This window comes from Paenibacillus sp. FSL M7-0802 (assembly GCF_038004945.1).
Classification (GTDB): domain Bacteria; phylum Bacillota; class Bacilli; order Paenibacillales; family Paenibacillaceae; genus Paenibacillus; species Paenibacillus polymyxa_B.
The window spans coordinates 894,345-913,001 of record NZ_JBBOSD010000001.1; the positions used below are offsets into that span (position 1 = coordinate 894,345).

The 18,657-nt window shown below is 49.3% G+C and carries 18 protein-coding genes; 8 read left to right on the forward strand and 10 right to left on the reverse strand.

Annotation, left to right across the window (positions count from 1 at the left end; translation table 11 throughout):
* Window positions 1–122 precede the first annotated feature (122 nt).
* The 5 genes from MHB54_RS04580 to MHB54_RS04600 all read right to left on the reverse strand — a co-directional run bounded on the left by MHB54_RS04580 (window position 123) and on the right by MHB54_RS04600 (window position 6,865).
* Entirely contained in the window at window positions 123–1,106 is a 984-nt protein-coding gene (locus tag MHB54_RS04580; protein WP_023987906.1) for an acetyl-CoA carboxylase carboxyltransferase subunit alpha, read from the reverse strand.
* Window positions 1,107–2,000: an acetyl-CoA carboxylase, carboxyltransferase subunit beta gene (accD, locus tag MHB54_RS04585; RefSeq protein ID WP_013309586.1), complete on the reverse strand. Its 894-nt coding sequence runs from the start codon at window positions 1,998–2,000 to the stop codon at window positions 1,107–1,109.
* Window positions 2,001–2,180: 180 nt separating this feature from the next.
* Window positions 2,181–2,369, reverse strand: a complete 189-nt coding sequence (locus MHB54_RS04590) for a hypothetical protein (protein ID WP_013309585.1) — start codon at window positions 2,367–2,369, stop codon at window positions 2,181–2,183.
* 153 nt (window positions 2,370–2,522) lie between these two features.
* Complete coding sequence (locus MHB54_RS04595) at window positions 2,523–3,020, reverse strand: phosphatidylglycerophosphatase A family protein (RefSeq protein WP_023987905.1); 498 nt, start codon at window positions 3,018–3,020, stop codon at window positions 2,523–2,525.
* Between the two features lie 167 nt (window positions 3,021–3,187).
* Entirely contained in the window at window positions 3,188–6,865 is a 3,678-nt protein-coding gene (locus MHB54_RS04600) for a DNA polymerase III subunit alpha (RefSeq protein ID WP_264453960.1), read from the reverse strand.
* 138 nt (window positions 6,866–7,003) lie between these two features.
* Here MHB54_RS04600 and MHB54_RS04605 point away from each other — a divergent pair, with 138 nt between their 5' ends.
* Together MHB54_RS04605 and MHB54_RS04610 are read left to right on the forward strand one after the other, a co-directional pair.
* On the forward strand, window positions 7,004–7,333 hold the full coding sequence (locus MHB54_RS04605) for a YtrH family sporulation protein (protein WP_013309582.1): 330 nt from the start codon (window positions 7,004–7,006) through the stop codon (window positions 7,331–7,333).
* Between the two features lie 12 nt (window positions 7,334–7,345).
* Entirely contained in the window at window positions 7,346–7,843 is a 498-nt protein-coding gene (locus tag MHB54_RS04610) for a hypothetical protein (protein WP_023987904.1), read from the forward strand.
* A gap of 44 nt (window positions 7,844–7,887) precedes the next feature.
* On the opposite strand, the gene MHB54_RS04615 is transcribed toward MHB54_RS04610, so the two are convergent.
* The 3 genes from MHB54_RS04615 to MHB54_RS04625 all read right to left on the reverse strand — a co-directional run bounded on the left by MHB54_RS04615 (window position 7,888) and on the right by MHB54_RS04625 (window position 10,121).
* Window positions 7,888–9,222, reverse strand: coding sequence for a DRTGG domain-containing protein (locus MHB54_RS04615; protein WP_013309580.1), 1,335 nt, complete (start codon window positions 9,220–9,222; stop codon window positions 7,888–7,890).
* Window positions 9,223–9,419: 197 nt separating this feature from the next.
* Window positions 9,420–9,704 carry a hypothetical protein gene (locus MHB54_RS04620; protein WP_013309579.1) on the reverse strand — a complete coding sequence of 95 codons (285 nt, stop codon included), beginning with the start codon at window positions 9,702–9,704 and terminating at the stop codon, window positions 9,420–9,422.
* Window positions 9,705–9,776: 72 nt separating this feature from the next.
* Entirely contained in the window at window positions 9,777–10,121 is a 345-nt protein-coding gene (locus tag MHB54_RS04625; RefSeq protein ID WP_013309578.1) for a YlbF family regulator, read from the reverse strand.
* A gap of 162 nt (window positions 10,122–10,283) precedes the next feature.
* Here MHB54_RS04625 and MHB54_RS04630 point away from each other — a divergent pair, with 162 nt between their 5' ends.
* From MHB54_RS04630 to MHB54_RS04655, 6 genes are read left to right on the forward strand one after another with little or no spacing between them, the layout of a single operon-like run.
* Complete coding sequence (locus tag MHB54_RS04630; RefSeq protein ID WP_023987902.1) at window positions 10,284–11,654, forward strand: YheC/YheD family endospore coat-associated protein; 1,371 nt, start codon at window positions 10,284–10,286, stop codon at window positions 11,652–11,654.
* A gap of 43 nt (window positions 11,655–11,697) precedes the next feature.
* The gene (locus MHB54_RS04635; RefSeq protein ID WP_069080141.1) at window positions 11,698–12,852 is read left to right on the forward strand and encodes a YheC/YheD family endospore coat-associated protein; all 1,155 of its coding nucleotides are present in this window, start codon (window positions 11,698–11,700) and stop codon (window positions 12,850–12,852) included.
* Between the two features lie 12 nt (window positions 12,853–12,864).
* A complete protein-coding gene (locus tag MHB54_RS04640; RefSeq protein WP_013309575.1) occupies window positions 12,865–14,235 on the forward strand; it encodes a YheC/YheD family endospore coat-associated protein in 1,371 nt (456 codons plus the stop codon).
* Window positions 14,232–15,341 carry a YheC/YheD family endospore coat-associated protein gene (locus MHB54_RS04645; protein WP_053325093.1) on the forward strand — a complete coding sequence of 370 codons (1,110 nt, stop codon included), beginning with the start codon at window positions 14,232–14,234 and terminating at the stop codon, window positions 15,339–15,341. Before MHB54_RS04640 ends, MHB54_RS04645 begins: the two co-directional genes overlap by 4 nt.
* A 16-nt stretch (window positions 15,342–15,357) precedes the next feature.
* Window positions 15,358–15,873: a GNAT family N-acetyltransferase gene (locus tag MHB54_RS04650; RefSeq protein ID WP_023987899.1), complete on the forward strand. Its 516-nt coding sequence runs from the start codon at window positions 15,358–15,360 to the stop codon at window positions 15,871–15,873.
* Window positions 15,855–17,081 (forward strand): YheC/YheD family endospore coat-associated protein, encoded by a 1,227-nt coding sequence (locus tag MHB54_RS04655; protein ID WP_340981438.1) that lies wholly within the window; start codon window positions 15,855–15,857, stop codon window positions 17,079–17,081. Before MHB54_RS04650 ends, MHB54_RS04655 begins: the two co-directional genes overlap by 19 nt.
* 103 nt (window positions 17,082–17,184) lie before the next feature.
* Here MHB54_RS04655 and MHB54_RS04660 read toward each other — a convergent pair whose 3' ends face one another.
* Window positions 17,185–17,886, reverse strand: coding sequence for an HAD family hydrolase (locus MHB54_RS04660; protein WP_013309571.1), 702 nt, complete (start codon window positions 17,884–17,886; stop codon window positions 17,185–17,187).
* 84 nt (window positions 17,887–17,970) lie between these two features.
* Entirely contained in the window at window positions 17,971–18,633 is a 663-nt protein-coding gene (locus tag MHB54_RS04665; RefSeq protein WP_068940180.1) for a class I SAM-dependent methyltransferase, read from the reverse strand.
* Window positions 18,634–18,657 lie beyond the last annotated feature (24 nt).

Consider the following 18,657-nt stretch of genomic DNA (forward strand, 5'->3'; position numbering starts at 1 on the left):
GGTTTTTCCTCCGTTTTCAAAGGTGCTACTCTTTATATCTTTTTCCAACAATTAAATCTACTACACTTTTTCCTATTTGTATAGGAAGTTCGTCATATTTATTGTTACCCGTTTACAGCGTATTACAACATAGGCTCAGATTCCGAAGACTTCAAGAAGGTGTATTGACCTATTTTTCGGAATTTTTGATACCGATCTTCCCTCAATTCATCGCAGCTCATATTCGTAAGGTCTGCCAAATGACGTTCCAATAGCTCCTTGATTGCGGCAGCGGTCACTTCATAGTTACGATGCGCGCCTCCTTTCGGCTCCGGCACAATATCCTCGATAATTTCCATGCGCAGGAGGTCATTAGCCGTAATCTTCATGGCTTCAGCTGCCTGATCGGCCTTGGAAGCATCTTTCCATAGAATCGAGGCAGCACCGTTTGGAGAAATGGCCGAATAAATGGCATGTTCCAGCATCAGCACACGGTTACCAACTGCAAACGCAAGCGCACCGCCGCTTCCACCCTCGCCGATGACCACACAAATAACAGGCACCGAAAGCTTTGCCATCTCCCGCAAGTTGCGGGCAATCGCTTCCGATTGACCTCTCTCCTCTGCTGTATTACCCGGATAAGCGCCCTTCGTATCAATGAATGTAATAATAGGGCGTTTGAATTTATCAGCCTGCTGCATAAGACGCAAGCCTTTACGAAATCCTTCCGGATGAGCACTACCAAAGAAACGTGCAATGTTATCTTTCGTATCCTTACCACGCTGTTGACCAATGACGGTCACCGGAATACCATTTAGCTTGGCAATTCCGCCCACAACCGCCAGATCGTCTCCAAACAAGCGGTCGCCGTGTAATTCAATAAAGTCCGTAAACACCTGCTCAATCAGATCAAGAGACGTTGGTCTTTGATGATGACGGGCCAAATGCATTTTTTGTGGTGCTGTAATGTTCGAATATATTTCTTCTTCCATCTCGAGATAACGGTCCTCGAGACGGTTGATTTCATCTGTAAAATCAATTTGCTTATCCTGTCCGAATTGCTTGAGTTCTTCGATCTTCTGTCGCATCTCGACCAGGGGCTTTTCATAAGGCAATTCACCAGCCATCTATTCCACCCCTTTCACACTGTGCAGATCAAGCAGTTGCCCGAGGGTATCACGCAGTTCCTTGCGGTGTACAACCATATCCAATTGTCCGTGCTGCAAATTAAATTCGGATGTTTGAAAATCATCCGGCAACTTCTGTCTGATTGTCTGTTCAATTACAATACGCCCTGCAAAGCCGAATACAGCTCCTGGCTCCGCAATATTAATATCTCCAAGCGTAGCAAAGCTGGCGGATACTCCGCCTGTAGTCGGGTCGGTGATAACAGAAATATAGAGCAAGCCCTGCTCATCCAGACGAGCAAGAGCAGCACTTGTTTTGGCCATCTGCATCAAGCTTAAAATACTTTCCTGCATACGTGCCCCGCCAGAAGTTGAGAAAATAATTAGCGGCAGACGCTTGTCTATTGCTTGCTCAATGGCGCGGGTAATTTTCTCTCCTACGACCGAACCCATACTGCCGGTAAAAAAGTCAAAGCTCATCACAGCAACGACAACAGGATGTCCATAAATAAGGCCGTCGCCTGTAACGACAGCCTCTCGCAAGCCAGATTTCAGGGTCTGTTGCTCCAGCTTGCTCGCATATCCCGGAAAGTCCAGCGGGTCAACCGAAATCATATCTGCATCATATTCCGTAAATGTGTCTTCGTCGAGCACCATGCGAATGCGATCCATTGCATTCAAACGCATATGGTATCCGCACACCGGACACACTTTCAAATTTTTCTCTAGTTCTTTGCTGTATTGAATACTTCCGCACTTGCCACATTTGGTCATAAGACCTTCGGGAATTTCCCGTTTGGGACGATCCGGCATGTCCGCTTGATCGCCGCTCAGCGCCCGTTCCGAAGGGATGGTCGCGTATTTACGCTTCTTTTGGAATAAATCTTTAAACACAACTACACCTCTCCAGCCGTTTATTTGTCAGCCGTAACCGATACAAGGTCCTCTGCCGTCTATGCGGCACCTCTAAGCATTATGTTCATACACACGTCAACGCCTGTTACTAAAACATTACCGCCGATCGTGCATCCTTTGTTCCACTCATGCTGCTGTATCACTTCCGCCGTTCCGGACTCAAGGGCGCAAAATCGAATTAAGCACTTCCTGTATTTCTTCGACTTCACCCGAAGGCACAAGTATCTCAAACTGTTGCTTGGATGCGCTGATGGCCCGGGCCTGCACCATAAAACCTTCTTCAGACAGTTTGAGCTTAATCATGTCAGCCAGTCTGGCCGTCGGTGCAATATAAATCACCGTCCACATGCCTTGTTTCTACCCCCTAAGCCTCAAGTTTTGAGCCCATATAATAGACTCATGATAACATACCTTACTTTTTTCCCGCAACAAAAGCCCTCCTGATCATTCAAGTTCCGTCGGAGGGCCTAGAAAATCATCAACTCTGTCCACACAGGTCAATTAAGCATCCAATGATGCAGGATAATGCTTAGCATGGAGGCTCCGATGTGCAATGCGCGAAGAAGCAGCGGCAGCCAGTCCGGCGACAAGATCGTCTAAAAACACATGAATACCACTGCCTTTTTGGTTCAGCTGTTCAATAATCCCCGTCTTTTCCTTATCCAGATAACCAAAACTGGTTAAGCCGATCATACCGTACACACTCGTAATTCCAAGAGCCAGTGTCTCGTCCACTCCGTACAGCGGTTCGTCAGCCTCCATAATGGCTTGCAATGGCTGGGGAAGAAGTTTTTTTTCGGCCAGTTCATCAAGCGCAATACCTGTGAGCAACGTATATTGAACCTCGCGCTTTTGCAAAACCGCTTTGACACTGTCTATACATTCTTCCATCGTCAAATGAGGATAATATTTTAGCTGAAGCTGAAAAACAATGTCCGCAATGGACTCGATCCGAATGCCTCTGCGATTTAACAAAGTTTCTGCATATTCATAGGACATAATTTCCCTCCCGCTTTCACCGTGCAGTTCTATTCTTTCACCGTACGGGACCTTATGGTGCAGGGTACGTGTTGAATCTCCTGTTCCGCCAGTTTTCCAAGTGTATGCTGGAGGGAAGGAAAATGTTCATTAAACCGTTACAATAAGGGCGCTTTGCTGTGTGCCTATCATTTGACTTTCACCGTGCCTTCACCCAACATCGACTCCATTTGATCAAAAAGCTGAGGAGAAGGCTTAATGTTGTAAGCATCGCTCAACGCAAGCAGACGCTGGTTGCTCTCATAAAAAAGCACGGTAGGCATAGCACCGGGATGCTCCTGTAGCAGTGCCTTGAGACTGACCAGCAAGCTGGCGTCCTCCTCGGCCTGGCGGGTGATTTTGACAAACACCCGCTGACGAGTGGTCGACTCCACGCTGCGCGGGCCCGGCACCTGCTCACCGCGAGCCGCTTCGGCTCCGCGCGGTGAAGTAGCCGTCACAGGACGGGCCGCCTTCGGTTGAGGCGAAGCAGATGCAGTGGCTGTCGAAGGCGGAGACGACATACGCGACGCTCTCCCACCCGCGCCGCCAGCAGCAGGGCCAGCAGCTGGTACGGATGCTCCAGCTGTGGCGGACGAGCGCGTACTGGCACGTCGGCGCTGGAGGAGCCGTGCCAGCGAGTCTTCCGCCAGCGGGGCGGTCTCATCCGCAAGGAGCTTGAAGTGCTCGTCCTGCTGCTGCATCTTGGCTCGAAGCGTAAGCAAAGCTCCCTTTTCAATCCACTGCTGGCTTCGCTTCCATACCTCAGGAAACAGCACAACCTCACAGCGCTCAATCTGATCCTCCAGCTCAATAAAGGCCATAGCCTTACCCTGCTTGGTCGTAATCGTTTTGAGTGACACTACCATGCCTGCAGTCACAACAACCGTTTCATCGGGGACATCGCCCAGCTCCATCAAACGATCCGCCTCGCTGCTTTCCAACAGCGACTCAAAATCATCCAACGGATGCCCCGATAAATAAAGTCCCAGCAGTTCACGTTCCAGCTCTAATTGCTGGCTGGCACTAAATTGGGGTACATTGGGATATTCGATATCCCAATTGGGCATTTCCACAAAACCAAACATATCAATTTGTAAGTCATCCCGTTCCTTGCGCCATTTGACGGCTGCATCCACCGTTTCATCCAGCATGGCAAGCAACTGTGCCCGATGACCCGTCAACGAATCAAAGGCCCCTGCCTGAATAAGCGATTCAATTACTCTCTTATTACATACCCGCAAATCGACACGTCGACAAAAATCGAGCAGGCTGTCGAAAGGCCGTTCCTTGCGAACAGCGAGAATGCTCTCCATCGCCTGTGTGCCGACATTTTTAATCGCAGCCAGGCCGAAGCGGATGCCTCCCTGCTGTAACGGAGTAAACAGCACCCCGCTCTCATTCACATCAGGTGGCAACACTGCGATATCCATACGACGGCATTCGACAACATATTCAGCCACTTTTCGATGACTTCCCATCACCGCTGTCAGCATTGAAGCCATAAATTGTACCGGATAATGGGCCTTTAAATAAGCCGTCTGAAATGCTAGCACACCATAAGCAGCTGCATGGGCACGCGGGAAGCCGTAGTCAGCAAAACGGACAATCATATCGTAAACCCTTCCGGCCTCCTCCTCCGTGTATCCCTGCTTGATACTGCCTTCGACAAAATGCCCGCGCTCCAGATCCAGCACTTCGCGCTTTTTCTTGGACACAGCCCGGCGCAACAGATCGGCTTCTCCCAGGGAAAAACCCGCCATGCGCGAAGCAATCTGCATGATTTGCTCCTGATACACAATAATACCGTACGTTTCCTTTAAGATCGGTTCCAGGTCAGGATGCGGATAAGAAATCTCAATCTGACCATGTTTGGCCTGTATAAAGTTAGGAATAAATCCCATCGGGCCCGGACGATACAAAGCCAGGACAGAAATGATATCCTCGAATACACTCGGCTTCAAATCCTTGAGTACCCGGCGTACACCAGCCGACTCCAGCTGGAATACGCCTCCTGTATCTCCTTTGCCTAGCAAGTCATAGGTATGTGGATCATTATCGGGAATACGGCTAAAATCAGGCGTTTCTCCATGGTCTTCCGCAATCCAGTGTATGCACCGTTCAATAATGGAGAGTGTACGCAGCCCAAGGAAATCCATTTTAAGCAAACCAATGCGCTCTAGATTTTCCATCGAGTACTGCGTCAAAGGTACCCCTTCACTCCCCTCTTGAAGCGGAACCGCATCGGTCAATGGAGTCCGCGAAATGACAACACCTGCTGCATGTGTCGAAGCATGACGAGGCATTCCTTCAACCTTGATCGCCATATCCAGCAGTTCACGTGTCTTGGGCTTCGTTTCATATAGCGTTTTCAGCTCCGGGGTAATTTCCAACGCATGACGGATATTAATGCCTAGCTGCGCCGGAATCAGCTTGGCTGCCTTGTCCACCTCGCCATATGGCACGTTCAATACACGACCGACGTCACGGACAGCGGCTCTTGCCGCCAGCGTTCCAAAGGTAATAATTTGCGCTACATGCTCATTTCCGTACTTTTGTACTACATAGTCGATAACCTCGTCACGCCGTTCATCACTAAAATCAATATCTATATCCGGCATACTAATTCGTTCGGGATTCAGAAACCGTTCAAAGAGCAGGTTGTATTTCATCGGATCGACATTCGTGATGTTAAGCACATAGGCAACCAAACTGCCTGCTGAGGAACCCCGCCCCGGTCCCGTTGCTATCTTATGCTTATGAGCGAAGGCAATAAAATCCCATACAATCAGGAAATAATCGCTGAAACCCATACTGTCAATGGTATTTAACTCATAGTTTAGCCGTTGGTTCAGCCTTTCCCGTTCTTCCGGCTGCTCCCATCCGGGATCGCTTCCATAGCGATGCTCCAGCCCTTGCACGCACAAATTGCGTAAATAGGAAGAAGAGGTCATTCCTTCCGGCAGCGGACGATATTCAGGCAAAATGGATTGACCGAATTCCAGCTCCAGTTCGCATTTTTCAGCAATACGCACCGTGTTGGCGATGGCTTCTGCCACATGCGGGAATAAACGAGCCATATCCTCCTGACTTTTCAGATACAACTGACGTGTTGGTATACGCAAGCGCTCCTCATCGTCAACTGTCTTCCCTGTCCCGATACAGATCAGAACGTCCTGCACGTCTGCATCTGGCTCAGTCAAGTAATGCACGTCATTCGTCGCCACCAGTGGAATATCCAGTTCCTTCGCCAGTGCGATCAAGAGAGGATTTACGCGTTTTTGCTCCGATAGACCATGATCCTGGAGTTCCAGATAAAAATCATCGCCAAAAATGTTACGATATCGCTCCGCTGCTCGTCGTGCTTCAGCTTCCCGACCATGCAGTAAATGCTGCGGCACTTCACCGCCCAAACAAGCGCTCAGGCATATGATGCCTTCATGATGGGCAGCCAAAGCCTCCATGTCGATGCGCGGCTTGTAGTGAAAGCCCTCCAAATGGCCGATGGAGCACAGCTTCATCAGATTTTGATAGCCTGTTTTATTTTTGGCGAGCAAAATTAAATGATATATGGGCTGATCCTTCCGGCTGCCACGCTCCTTGCGCGATCCTGCCGTCATATAGGCCTCACACCCGATAATCGGCTTAATGCCGTTCTCTACACACGCTCTATAAAAAGGAATGGCACCGTACATGACCCCGTGATCTGTAAGGGCCAGCGCCTTCATTCCGTAAGCTGATGCCTGTTTGACCAACTCCGCGGTACGAGCCGCGCCGTCCAGCAGGCTGTACTCGCTATGAACATGCAAATGCACAAATGAACTCATGCGCTTCTCTTCCTTTCACCGCTTGATTTTCTTCAAACTATTTTATCATATCCGCGTTAGTAGCGCCCATAGAATAAAAAGTACAGACCTCGGCGGACAAGCGCCGTCCTGATTCGTATACCTAAGGAGGAAAAGAGCATGAGCACTTTTATATCCAAAGCGATTCTCGACTTCTTCATTGCCTTCGGCATCGTGCTCGGGGGAGCCATGCTCGGCGGAATGGGAGCTGTGGTATCGCTTCAGCCGCCTACCCAGACCATGCTGGAGGTTGCTGGAAGAATTAAAATATGGGCGCTTGCCGCCGCTGTGGGGGGGACGATGGACCCGATCCGGGTTATTGAAAGCAATATGTTAGATGGTAATTTGTCACCTGCCATTAAGCAGATATTGTATTTGATTTTCGCCTTTTTAGGCGCTCATATGGGTGCAGAGCTGGTCAAGTGGGTATGCGGCAACGGACGGCCGTGAGGTGAAACGACTATGAGAGTCCCCCCTTTTGAGCGCCTGCGCCCTTTTATGCAATTATCCTCCGTCTTTGTACTCGGTATGATTACGGGAGGAATGATCTACAATGCCATCTGGCATGCCAGCTTCAATCAGCTATGGACGAACAACCAGGATCTTCAATTCCAGCTCCAGCAAGCCGAGGAGGACAACAAAACATTGCGCAAATACAGCAAGCGCCAAACCGTTGTCAAAGAGATCAAGCTGATTCCGGAGGAAGCTTCGGCCGAAAAAATTGATTCTATTAACCTAAAGGAACTTCTGCGCCGTGTCAGTCGTGATCTGGAGGTGCTGCGTGGCAGAGATATGTTTGAGATTGACTCTGACAGCAAGCTGGTACGTATGTTGCTGCACCAAAAAAAATACACCGTTCGTGACAAGGAGTATACGATCCAGGTCAAAACGATGCTTGTAATGGAAGGTGTGCTGCAAATTTGGCTGGAAGCAAAAGAAAGATTGCCTGAAAGCCACTAAGTCGATCTATTCGCCTTCACACCTTGTTCCAATCCATTGGTAGACTAACCATGTTCAATGGATTGAAGCGTCATCACTGCTTTGCATACCAAATGATTTTCCCGTGAAATTGCAATTTCTAGCTTGCAGGTGCGGCGACTCATCTCAAGCAACAACGGACGAAGAACGACAGCATCCTCTATCTGTACGGGTCTAATAAAATAAGTCGTCAAATTGTCCAGCACATAATCCTTGCCGGTCATGTCTCTAGCTGCCCGGTAGCCCGCTTGTGTCATCACGTTGACCAGTACGCCTTCCGAGATCGTACCTAAATTGGTCGCCATTTGCGGAATGATAAAACCGCGAAAAAATAACGATCCATCCTCATTGCGCTCCTCAGCAAACCCGTTCCAGATCAGCTGGTCGAACGTCTCGCCAAGTTGTGGCTGCTTTTGGGCGTTACGCAGCGCCTCCAGCACCTCACGCCGTGTAACGGACCCGAGCAGCTTGCGGTTGCGGTCCACGACCGGCAAGTAATCCACACCTTCCCACGCCATCATTTGCGCGGCTGAAGCCAGCGAGGTCTGGTAAGTGACCGTTATCGGATTGCGGATCAGACATTTATCCATCGTATGCTCAGGTTGAAGCCCCTCCACATCTTTGCGGCTGACGATACCAATTAAACGATTCCATTCATCCACTATTGCAAAATGATGATGTCCAGTCGTCACCGAAAGTTCTTCAAACTCGGTAAGCGTGCTGTTGATTTTCAAGGTCAACGTTTTCGGTTTGCCTGCCGCAATGTCTTCAATCAGCATAATTTTCTTTTTGATCAAGCGGTCAAATATGGCTCTATTAATCATAGATGCCACTGTAAAAGTATCATGGCGTGAGGAAATAATCGGCAGACTGATCTTGTCTGCGAGCTGCTTAACCTCTCGGCTCGTACCGAATCCTCCTGTAATCAGCACACCTGCCCCCTGCTCCAATGCAAGTGAATGCGCATCCTCACGGTTACCAACGATCAGCAAACTGCCAGCGTCAATATAACGGGCCATAGCCTCCTCGCGCATCGCCCCAATAACATACTTGTGCAAGGGCTTCTCCAGCCCCTCACTTCCGCCCAGCACATGTCCCTCTACAATATTCACGACATCTGCAAAGGTCAGCTGCTCGGACAAGCCGCGCGGACGCTTCTCTACTCGTACTGTTCCGATCCTTTCCTTGGTAATGACAATTCCCAGGTTCTCGGCTTCCTTCACGGCCCGATAGGCCGTTCCTTCGCTGACGCTCATTTCTTTAGCCAACCTGCGCACAGAAATTTTGGAGCCTATTTTCAACTGCTCGATATGTCGCAATAGCTGCTCATGCTTCGTAACTGTTTCATCTAGCCCGTCCAACTCTGTTACACCCCCAACGTTCAATCTGTATCATTCTGTATCTATTATAGCACAAAATCCCTTTATTTTAGACCTTTGTTCATTTTGAGTTTTCTGCTTCGGAAATAGCAAAAAAGCGATCCCCTCTATTACAAGGACCGCTTCTTACTATGATTGATTTGTATCTAGGGGCAAGCCCAGGACAAGCTAAAAAAAACTCACTGCATGCTACCTTTGTCAGCTTTTTTATCCCATTTCATCTGCCACTGCTGCATTTTGGCCCGCCGCACACGCTCCAGCGTTTTGCGCTTTTCCTCATCCACACCCAGCAAAAAATGCATGTTCGCCCCGATGACTAGCAGCGCAAAAAGTACCCATACTATCCCAAAGCCGTTGACCCAGTTCAAACCGCCTGCAAGCGAGATGCGTGGTAACGCAACCAAGACCATAGCCAGCGCAATCAGTGTGTACAAACCGTGTTTCCATTTTTTAAAAGAACCCAATCGTATCCCTTCCTCTCCCTGTGACTCTATGTATCTAGTCTATGAGAGGACAGGAAGGAATATGAGACAAACTTACAGAGATGAACCGTACAAATCTTGAAGACTGTCTGCAATAATTTTGTTAACATCCTCAATAATCACGCTCAAGCGGCGTTCAGCGTCGAACAGGCGTCGGATGTTGAGGTTCAAGCTAAGTACCTCAAACAGCTTCTCCATCTTTTCCATCTCTTCCTGTGCTGGCATATCGCCGCTCATCATCCGTTGCTGTACTTCCATTTGGCGTTCACGGAAATCGTCGAGCATTTTCTTGGCTTCTGGATCGGTTTCGATCAGCTTCATCGCTGACGTAATTTCCTCTACCTCTTTGCTTTCCTTCAATGCTTTCGCTAAATCATGGGCTTTGTCATAGATGTTCATGATTGTTTATTCCTCCAATACAAGTTTAGTGTCAACATTTCACATTGTCCGTCAATCACCAAGGGATATATGTCCTCATATGATGAATCAGTGCTATTACAGCCCATTCACGTTTCCCGTTACTTTCAAGACATCAAGTTGCTGCCCGGAAGGAGATCCACGATGTCCATCAAAAAAACAACGATTCAAATCATCGGATCGGGCATCTTGCAGGATGACGTACTCATGGTCGGCGAGTCCCTGCTTCGCAAATGGAAAATATCCGCTGGCCACCCCGTTCAGCTCGCCTTCGGTTCGTTCCGCCAAGAGGTTACCGTCATATCGGTGCCCCGCTACAGCGGCCTACGTGTGGGAAGCGTGCTAGCCCGAAAAATGGGGCTTCATGCCAATTGTGATCTGCGAGTAACCTACAGCCGAGGTCGCCGGACACTTCGAGTGGGCCCACTTATTAGCGTGCTGGTCAGTCGGGACTATCCCGAACAGCCCGACAAGCCTTTCGGGTCGATCACCCTGTTTTGCCGTGAACTAGTCGGGGAATGCCGCAGACAAGGAGCATATGTGTATTTTTTCACCCCGGAGCATATCGGAAGTCAGCCCGGGCGAGTTCAGGGATGGGTGTATGACGGAGGCTGGAAAAAGACGGTCATGCCCGCCGGCGATGTCGTCAATAATCGTCTTACCTCCCGTAAACTCGAGAACAGAACTAGCGTACAGCATTTCATGAAAGAAGTAAAATCGCAGTACGGCACGACCATTTTTAACGAAAAGTTTCTGGATAAGAATGAAGTATTTGATGCGCTTAAATCAAATTCTTCCCTGCGCAAGTATTTACCCGAGTCCCACTTGCTGCAAACCTTTGCTGTTTTCAAAAAAATGTGCAACCAGTATCCCGCTGTTTTTCTCAAGCCAGTGCGCGGAAGCTTAGGTAAAGGCATAATGCGCATTAACAAGCAAACCGATGGCACCTTTTCGGTGTTATCCACAACAGCGGGCACGCCCCGCAAGCAAACGTATGCCAACGTAGATAAGCTGTACAAAAGCTTAGCGGGAAAAATGAAAACAACACGCTTTCAACTCCAACAGGGACTTACCTTGATTGATCACGGTAAGCGTCCGGTCGACTTTCGTGCGCTTGTACAGAAAAATTCGTCCGGAACCTGGACCGTAACATCCATTGTCGCCCGGATCGCTGGAGGAAGCCACTTTGTGTCCAATCTGGCAAGAGGCGGCACGCTGAGCACAGTCAAGGAAGCACTTGCCAAAACCACGCTGCCCGCAACCGTTAAATCGAATGGGCATACCTCTCTGAAAACAGCAGCACTGGATATCGCAAGCGGAGTGGAAAAAGAAATTCCCGCCCATTTCGCGGAATTTGGTATTGATCTGGCAATAGATAGCACAGGGCGCATCTGGTTGCTGGAGGTCAATTCTAAGCCATCAAAGAATGACAACACGCCGTTAAATGATCAGAAAACTCGCCCGTCCGTTAAAAAAATGATTGAATACTGCTGTTATTCAGCCGGCTTCAAATGAATTCATCTCTTCCAGAGTCTGGCTGCCAAAGGAGCTGTTGTCGGTGTCTCTTGTTGTGCCAGGTACGCTGGGCGTGCTTGTTAGCCGGAATCAGGCCGTCACTCCCCCTATTACCGAAGCCGATTTTTGCCGCAGGCTAAGTCTGTTGGGCAGGCGCTCTGGTCTTAGCGTAATGGCGTTTACCGCCGAAGGAGTCTCACCTGAAGATCACTCCATACGAGGTTATGTTTATCGTAACGGAGTATGGACATCCGGCCGCTTTCCGTTGCCGGACATTGTGTATAACCGCTGTCTCCATGTCCACGAGAGCCAGAATGTCAGGCGCACACTGGAAGACATGGCGGAGCAAAAATCGCGCAAGCTCATCTACTGGTCGCGTAACTTACCTGGCAAATGGCAGGTGTATCGCGCTTTGCATGCGGTAGATAAAGTGCGTCCCTTTGTGCCGCCTACGGCGCCTTACCGGGACACGACTCAGCTTGTGGAATGGCTACGACGCCATTCGGAGCTGTTTATGAAGCCACAGACCGGAACACATGGCAAGAGCACACTGTATCTCCGGCTGGCAGAAGGAGGGCAGGGACTACTTGTACAGGGTAGAGACTCCCGTAACCGCCCGTTCCGGCGCTCGTTTTCCGAATTGGATGCAGGATTGTCATGGATCCACGGAATTGCACACAAACGCGCTTATATCGTGCAGCCTTATTTGAAATTAACAAGCCAAAGCAATCATCCCTTTGATGTTCGCGCACTCATGCAAAAGGATGGCAACGGCTATTGGTGCCTGACGGGCTTTGCCGTAAGAGAAGGCAGAAAAGGAACCCTGACTTCTAATCTGCACGGTGGAGGCGAAGCCCATCCTGCTGAGCCTTACCTTCGTGAACAATTTGGCGCGGACACCACGCGTCTCATCATCAGGCAGATGATGACGCTGTCCTTGACCATTACCAGGGCGCTGGAGGAACGTTATGGCCGCCTTGGCGAGTTGGGAATTGATTACGGTATTGACCGGATCGGGAACATCTGGCTATTGGAGGTTAATTCCCGACCTGGGCGGGCCTCCTTTTTTCAGACCCGTCAGCCAGAGTGCGCTTTCCAGTCGGTCAACCGCCCGCTCGAATATGCTCGATATTTAATGACCCATTCCAAAGCGACAGGGCCAAAGGGCGCGGACGCCTCCCTTGAACATACGGTATAGGAGGATAAACAGATGAGTTTAACGCATTGCAATGTGCATTTCTCACAGCAGCCCGACAAGGTGGCGTATATATCCACTGCCTTGTTGAAAAGCCTTAAATTATCCGGAGCCAAGTCCGTTCGTCTGCGGCTCGGTAAGGATCAGATCCCCGCTACAGTAAAACCAATTCAGAAGGCGGGACGCCATCTATACTTGACCTCCGGCTTACGTAACGCAATCCGTGTTCCCAAAAGCGGGTCCATCTATTTGCGAAATCTGGATGGTGATATACAGCTAGGGCCGTTGATTGGCGTGCTGTCTGACGGTACCACCTCCACCACTCGCCCTTTCGGATCACGCACAGGCTTTATTAAGCAACTGCTGAAGGAAGGTAGCAAAAAATCGTATATTTTTGCCTTCACCCCTCGGGATATCAACTGGCAAAATGATACGATTAACGGCTATTTTCTGTCATCCAGCGGGGAATTCACACGTAAACTTGTACCTTTGCCAGACGTGATCTATAATCGTTTGCCGAGCCGTCGCTCTGATTTTTCCCCGGCGATCAATCAACTACGCGAACGCTTTTCCCGCAAACGAATTCCCTTCTTTAACTGGAGCTTTTTCAATAAGTCCGATATCTATAATCTGCTGGAGAATAACCCAGATGTTAACCGCTATGTCCCTGAATCATACACGAATCCCAGCTCTGAACGTATCCGAAGTATGCTGGAGCGACATCAATTTGCTTATTACAAGCCAAGTGGAGGCAGTCTCGGTAAAGGAATCTACCGTCTGTCCCATGTTCCCAAGCAAGGATATTATGTGAGGTACCGTAAGAAAAATAGCAATGTATTGCTAAAATTCACCTCTTTTAACTCCATGCTCAGGATGCTTCACTCCAATCAGGGACAGATGCTAAAGGGTTATGTCATTCAACAGGGCATCCAGCTGATCGAGATTGACAATTGCCCGATTGATTTCCGGTTTCACATGCATAAAAATGGAAATAACCAGTGGGTCGTTGTCGGCATTGGAGCTAAAAAATCCGGACGTGGCAGTGTCACAACCCATATCAAAAATGGCGGCTCCCTTATGACACCTGAACAGGCGTTGAACCGGGTATTCGGAGACCGGGCGGGTGAAGTGCTTCAACGTGCCAAGAACGTAGCAGTTACGCTCGCTGAAGCCATTGAACACCACCACCAGCATCTACTGGGTGAAATCGGCTTTGATCTGGGCATTGATCAGGATGAAAAGGTATGGATGTTTGAAGCCAACTCCAAGCCAGGCCGATCCATTTTTCAGCATCCATCGTTGCGTGCGGAGGGTAAAGCATCCGTGGAGCATATTTTGGACCACTGTCTTTACCTCAGTAAATTCCGCAGAAAAGAGGAACTATGAATACCCGGGCGGAGCATAAGCCAGTCGTTGCTGTATTGACAGTGCACGACGAAGGGCAATTTTTCAAGGGTAATCAGCGCAATTTCAGGGATATTCTTGAAACGGGAACACGGATGGGATATCAGGTGTACATTGTTACCGTCAGGGACCTGAAACTGGCAGATGAGACGGTTAAGGGCTATGTCTTCAACAAGAGCTTACAGACGTGGGAGGAACAGAATTTCCCACCTCCACAGGTCATTTATAATCGCATCCCAAACCGTAATTATGAACTTAAAACCTCTGTGCGCACAAAGTTGGATGAAATTTCACATGCCTCAGGCATTGAACTGTACAATCCAGGCTTTTTTAACAAATGGGAACTGTTCAAGTGGTTGCGTACCTCGGAAACCACTCGTCAGCTTGTTCCGGCAACCAAACGGTTAAGCAACCTGTCTTCATTAGGAAAAATGCTGTCTGCGTATCCATACCTGTATCTCAAGCCGGAAAACGGTAAGGCCGGAAAAGGGATTATGATTCTTAAATTCCACCCAGACCATCTCATGGCTTACAGACTGACCATTCAGCATGACAAAAAAAGTGTAACCTACAAATCTGTATCGCTATCCCGGCTGTGGGGACGTATCCGCCGGGAAGCAGGCAACTCGCCTTATATCATTCAACAGGGTATCGATCTGGCAACCTATCAGAAAAAACCCTTCGACCTGCGTATCCTGGTACAAAAAAATATCCGTGGCTCCTGGAGTATAACCGGGGTCGGTGCCAGACTGGCGGGTAAAGGGAGCATCACCACACATGTCCCGCGTGGCGGGAGTGTAGAGGACCCGTTCAAGCTACTATCCTCGCTGTTTGGGCCTGAGGACAGCACGGATCTACTGAACAAAGTTAAAAGTACGGCCATACAGATTGCACGTCAAATTGAACGCGCATCCGGTCTTTCTCACGGCGAAATGTCCATGGATTTGGGCGTGGATACGCTCGGAACACTCTGGTTTTTTGAGGCCAATGCCAAACCGATGAAATTTGACGAGCCGGAAATCCGCCAAAAGTCGCTTAGACGCATATTCCAGTACAGCTCCTTTTTGGCCGGACGATTGAAATCATGATCAAGGAAGTGGAATCATGCCGCAAATTAGCGATGTTCAACATTTGCCTGCCCGGAGCTGGCTACTGAGACGACGACAGTTGCTGTTTTTGGCCCGCAGTTCAGGGGGCATGCGCATTACTCGTAATGCTCTGCGGCAGTTGGCAGTTTTAACGCCCGAGCTATTGAACACCCCTGGCTCCTCCCTCCTGTGCGCATATGTGCGCACGGAGAAGGGGCTGCGGATTGCGGGATTTTCCCTCGCTCTGAATTACGGGAAGGATGCTTGCATCGTAATTGTTCGTCCGCTTTACCGGGGCCGCAGACTGGGCGCTAGACTGCTGTCCGCCCAGCTCAAACAGCTGCGCCGTCTGACGTGCAGCGTAGCCGCCGACAATATGTCCAGTCTCAAAACCTGTTTCCGCGCTGGACTTGTTGCGCACGAAATGACGACTGGACCGACCGGGAAACCCACGCTGATATTTCACGGGGAGTTATCCCAAGATAAGCAGACGGCAGAGGAAGGTGGAATGCTGTGCCAAAACCTGTCCTAGGCATCATGACCTTGTATTTGAACAACAAGAAGCAATTGGAGGAGCGCGACATATATGAGCGCATGATTGCAGAAGGGAAAAGGCTGGGACTGGATATATATGTATTCACTCCTGCAGATGTCCACAAGGATCGCAGGCTGCTCCTTGCCCAAATCTATGATCCACACAGCGGAAAATGGACCCTAAAATGGCGAGAGTTTCCAGATATGATTTTCGACCGTTGCCGGGTACAGCGCAGTGAGCGATATCGTCAGTTGAAGCAGTTCCGATTGCAATACACAGACCTTGTATATTTAAACCGACCGCTGAGTAACAAGTGGGTCATTCATCAGCAGCTTGCGAGGAGGTCTGCCTTTCGCGCCCATTTGCCTGCAACAGAGCTGTTCAGTGGATTTCATAGTGTAAAACGGATGCTTAAACAGAATTCACTAGTGTACCTCAAGCCGATTAACGGTACGGGAGGCCGCGGCATTTTACGTATTGAACCTGTTAACAAGCAAGGAGGCCTGTATCTGATTGAGGGCCGCAATCGCAAACGCCATATTATTCCCCAGCAGCGGGTACGTCTAGACCGTCTGGAGCCGCGTCTGAGCAGCTGGAACATGGATAACTACATTGTTCAGGAAGGCATTCCTGTGCAGTTGCCGAATGGCAGAGTCCATGATTACCGTATGCTGGTACAGAAAAATAGCCAAGGAGTATGGGAGCTAACCGGATGCGCCGGGCGAATCGGGGCACATCGGAGTGTCACTTCCAACCTGCATGGTGGAGGCAAGGCGGTACCGATGAGCCAATTGCTGACGCAATGGATTCGTGATGAAAGCCATAGAGAGAAAATCATCAAGCAAGGGGAAAAACTCGGACTGGACATCGCTGCATATCTGGAAGAAAGCTACGGGGCATTGTGCGAGCTTGCGCTCGATTTGGCAATTAATAAGGACGGTCATATATACGTGCTGGAAGTCAACCCGAAGCCAGCCCGTGAGGTCTTTTCACGTATTGGTGAAAAAGAAACCTATCGCCGTTCCATCGCCAAGCCCATGGAATATGCTTTGTGGGTCTACCACACACAAATTAATCCTAAGCCTCAGACGGACTACAAAGCAGAAGATAAAGCAGAAAATAAGACAGAGAATAAGACAGAGAATAAGACAGAGAATAAGACAGAGAATAAGACAGAGAATAAGACAAAGGAAGGCTCCACGTAAAGTGGCTGCCTTCCTTTCTTTTTTCGTCTGCCCGACAGTACCAGCATGTTTTAATTATATGGTGCGTCGAGCCTATTTATAACCAATTACCTGTGTTTCACAGTTACTCGGCGTTTTTATAAAGTGTAAGCAGTTGCGTAAAGTCTGTAATAATCGCATCGGACCCCTTCAACTCATCGTTCACACCAAATCCAGCATAAGCGCAACCGATCACCGTCTGTCCGTTCTTTTTGCCTGCTTCCACATCTGAGGAACGATCTCCTACCATCCATACGTTCGAAATATCGTGCTTGCTCAACAGAATTTCCAGCAAATTCACTTTGGAAAGCGTGCTGTACTCCCCAGCACTGTACAGTCCTTCAAAAATGGGAACCATTTCATACGCAGCAGCGATCCCCTTTACATAGTCCTCCAGCCCGTTACTGGCTACGAACAATCGAACACCTTGCTCATGAAGGGTCTGGAGTGTTTCTTTTACATGTGGATACAGGGCATGACTTCCGTTCTTCAATCCTTCCAGTTCCAGCTGAAGCAGCAGCTCGTCCGCTCTTCTATGGGCCGCTTCGCTGGCTTCCGGCATCACTCTTCTCCAGATTTCATCCAGCAGCATGCCCAAACTATTCAAAATAAGCTCCTCGGGAGGAGTCTCTCCTTCATAAAGCCCTTCGGCGCGCAGCGTATCAAACAGCTTGTGGTACGCAGGAAGCAATAGCGTCTCCGTCTGAAAAAGTGTACCGTCCATATCAAATACCATAGCCTCAGGTTTCTTCAACACAGGTGCATTGTTCATGTAGTTATCAGTCATTCCTTTCCTATGTAGGTTTACAACTCTAACCCCTCTCATGATAAGCAATAAGAGAGGTCCGTGTAAACCTCATTGCGCATACCGCTAACTCTTATATTTTTTTAAAACAGTCCTGAAACAATGCAAACCACCCCACATATCCGTGTGTAAAGCACCCCGTGGAAGCTTGAGATCCACACCATTCCAATACGAAAATCCCACCTGCTCTATCCATTGCTCCATCGCTGACAGGTCCACTGTAGGGTAATCAAACGTCAGCAGAAGCATTCCGTCATCGCGTAAGGTCCGGTGAAATTCACGTAAGGCTGCCAAAGATTCATCAGGTGTTAAATGCTCCAGCACCGAAATACATACAATTTTGTCAAAACTGGCATCCTCATAGGGCAGAGCCGTCAGATTGGCATGTGCGGAGTGGAGCCGAACTGGCAAAATCTCCTGAATGCGCTCGGCAGCCTCCTCTCCGATATCCCGCCGCACCTCGGCCAAAATGGCATCCACGGAAATGATCCGAATATCCAGATCGCAGGCATAGACCTGAGCGCAACGGCGGGCCAACTCAAATTTGAATGGATGTGGGATTCCACATGCTGCGTCCAGCACTGTATCTTGCCCAGACATAAATTGAAGACACCACTCATACTCATAGGGGCGACTCCACCAGCTTTGGGGGAGTCTGTAAATCATGCTGGAGGAGTTGGGATCAGAATATACAAAAAAGCGAGACAGATACGGGTCAGACATGTTCATGGATGCTGCCTCCTTTTAGGGATG

Coding starts and splice junctions, on each gene's coding strand:
- MHB54_RS04580 (WP_023987906.1), bottom strand. CDS start 1,106: ATGGCTGGTGAATTGCCTTATGAAAAGCCCCTGGTCGAGATGCGACAG.
- MHB54_RS04590 (WP_013309585.1), bottom strand. CDS start 2,369: ATGTGGACGGTGATTTATATTGCACCGACGGCCAGACTGGCTGACATG.
- MHB54_RS04595 (WP_023987905.1), bottom strand. CDS start 3,020: ATGTCCTATGAATATGCAGAAACTTTGTTAAATCGCAGAGGCATTCGG.
- MHB54_RS04600 (WP_264453960.1), bottom strand. CDS start 6,865: ATGAGTTCATTTGTGCATTTGCATGTTCATAGCGAGTACAGCCTGCTG.
- MHB54_RS04605 (WP_013309582.1), top strand. CDS start 7,004: ATGAGCACTTTTATATCCAAAGCGATTCTCGACTTCTTCATTGCCTTC.
- MHB54_RS04610 (WP_023987904.1), top strand. CDS start 7,346: ATGAGAGTCCCCCCTTTTGAGCGCCTGCGCCCTTTTATGCAATTATCC.
- MHB54_RS04625 (WP_013309578.1), bottom strand. CDS start 10,121: ATGAACATCTATGACAAAGCCCATGATTTAGCGAAAGCATTGAAGGAA.
- MHB54_RS04630 (WP_023987902.1), top strand. CDS start 10,284: ATGTCCATCAAAAAAACAACGATTCAAATCATCGGATCGGGCATCTTG.
- MHB54_RS04640 (WP_013309575.1), top strand. CDS start 12,865: ATGAGTTTAACGCATTGCAATGTGCATTTCTCACAGCAGCCCGACAAG.
- MHB54_RS04645 (WP_053325093.1), top strand. CDS start 14,232: ATGAATACCCGGGCGGAGCATAAGCCAGTCGTTGCTGTATTGACAGTG.
- MHB54_RS04650 (WP_023987899.1), top strand. CDS start 15,358: ATGCCGCAAATTAGCGATGTTCAACATTTGCCTGCCCGGAGCTGGCTA.
- MHB54_RS04660 (WP_013309571.1), bottom strand. CDS start 17,886: ATGACTGATAACTACATGAACAATGCACCTGTGTTGAAGAAACCTGAG.
- MHB54_RS04665 (WP_068940180.1), bottom strand. CDS start 18,633: ATGAACATGTCTGACCCGTATCTGTCTCGCTTTTTTGTATATTCTGAT.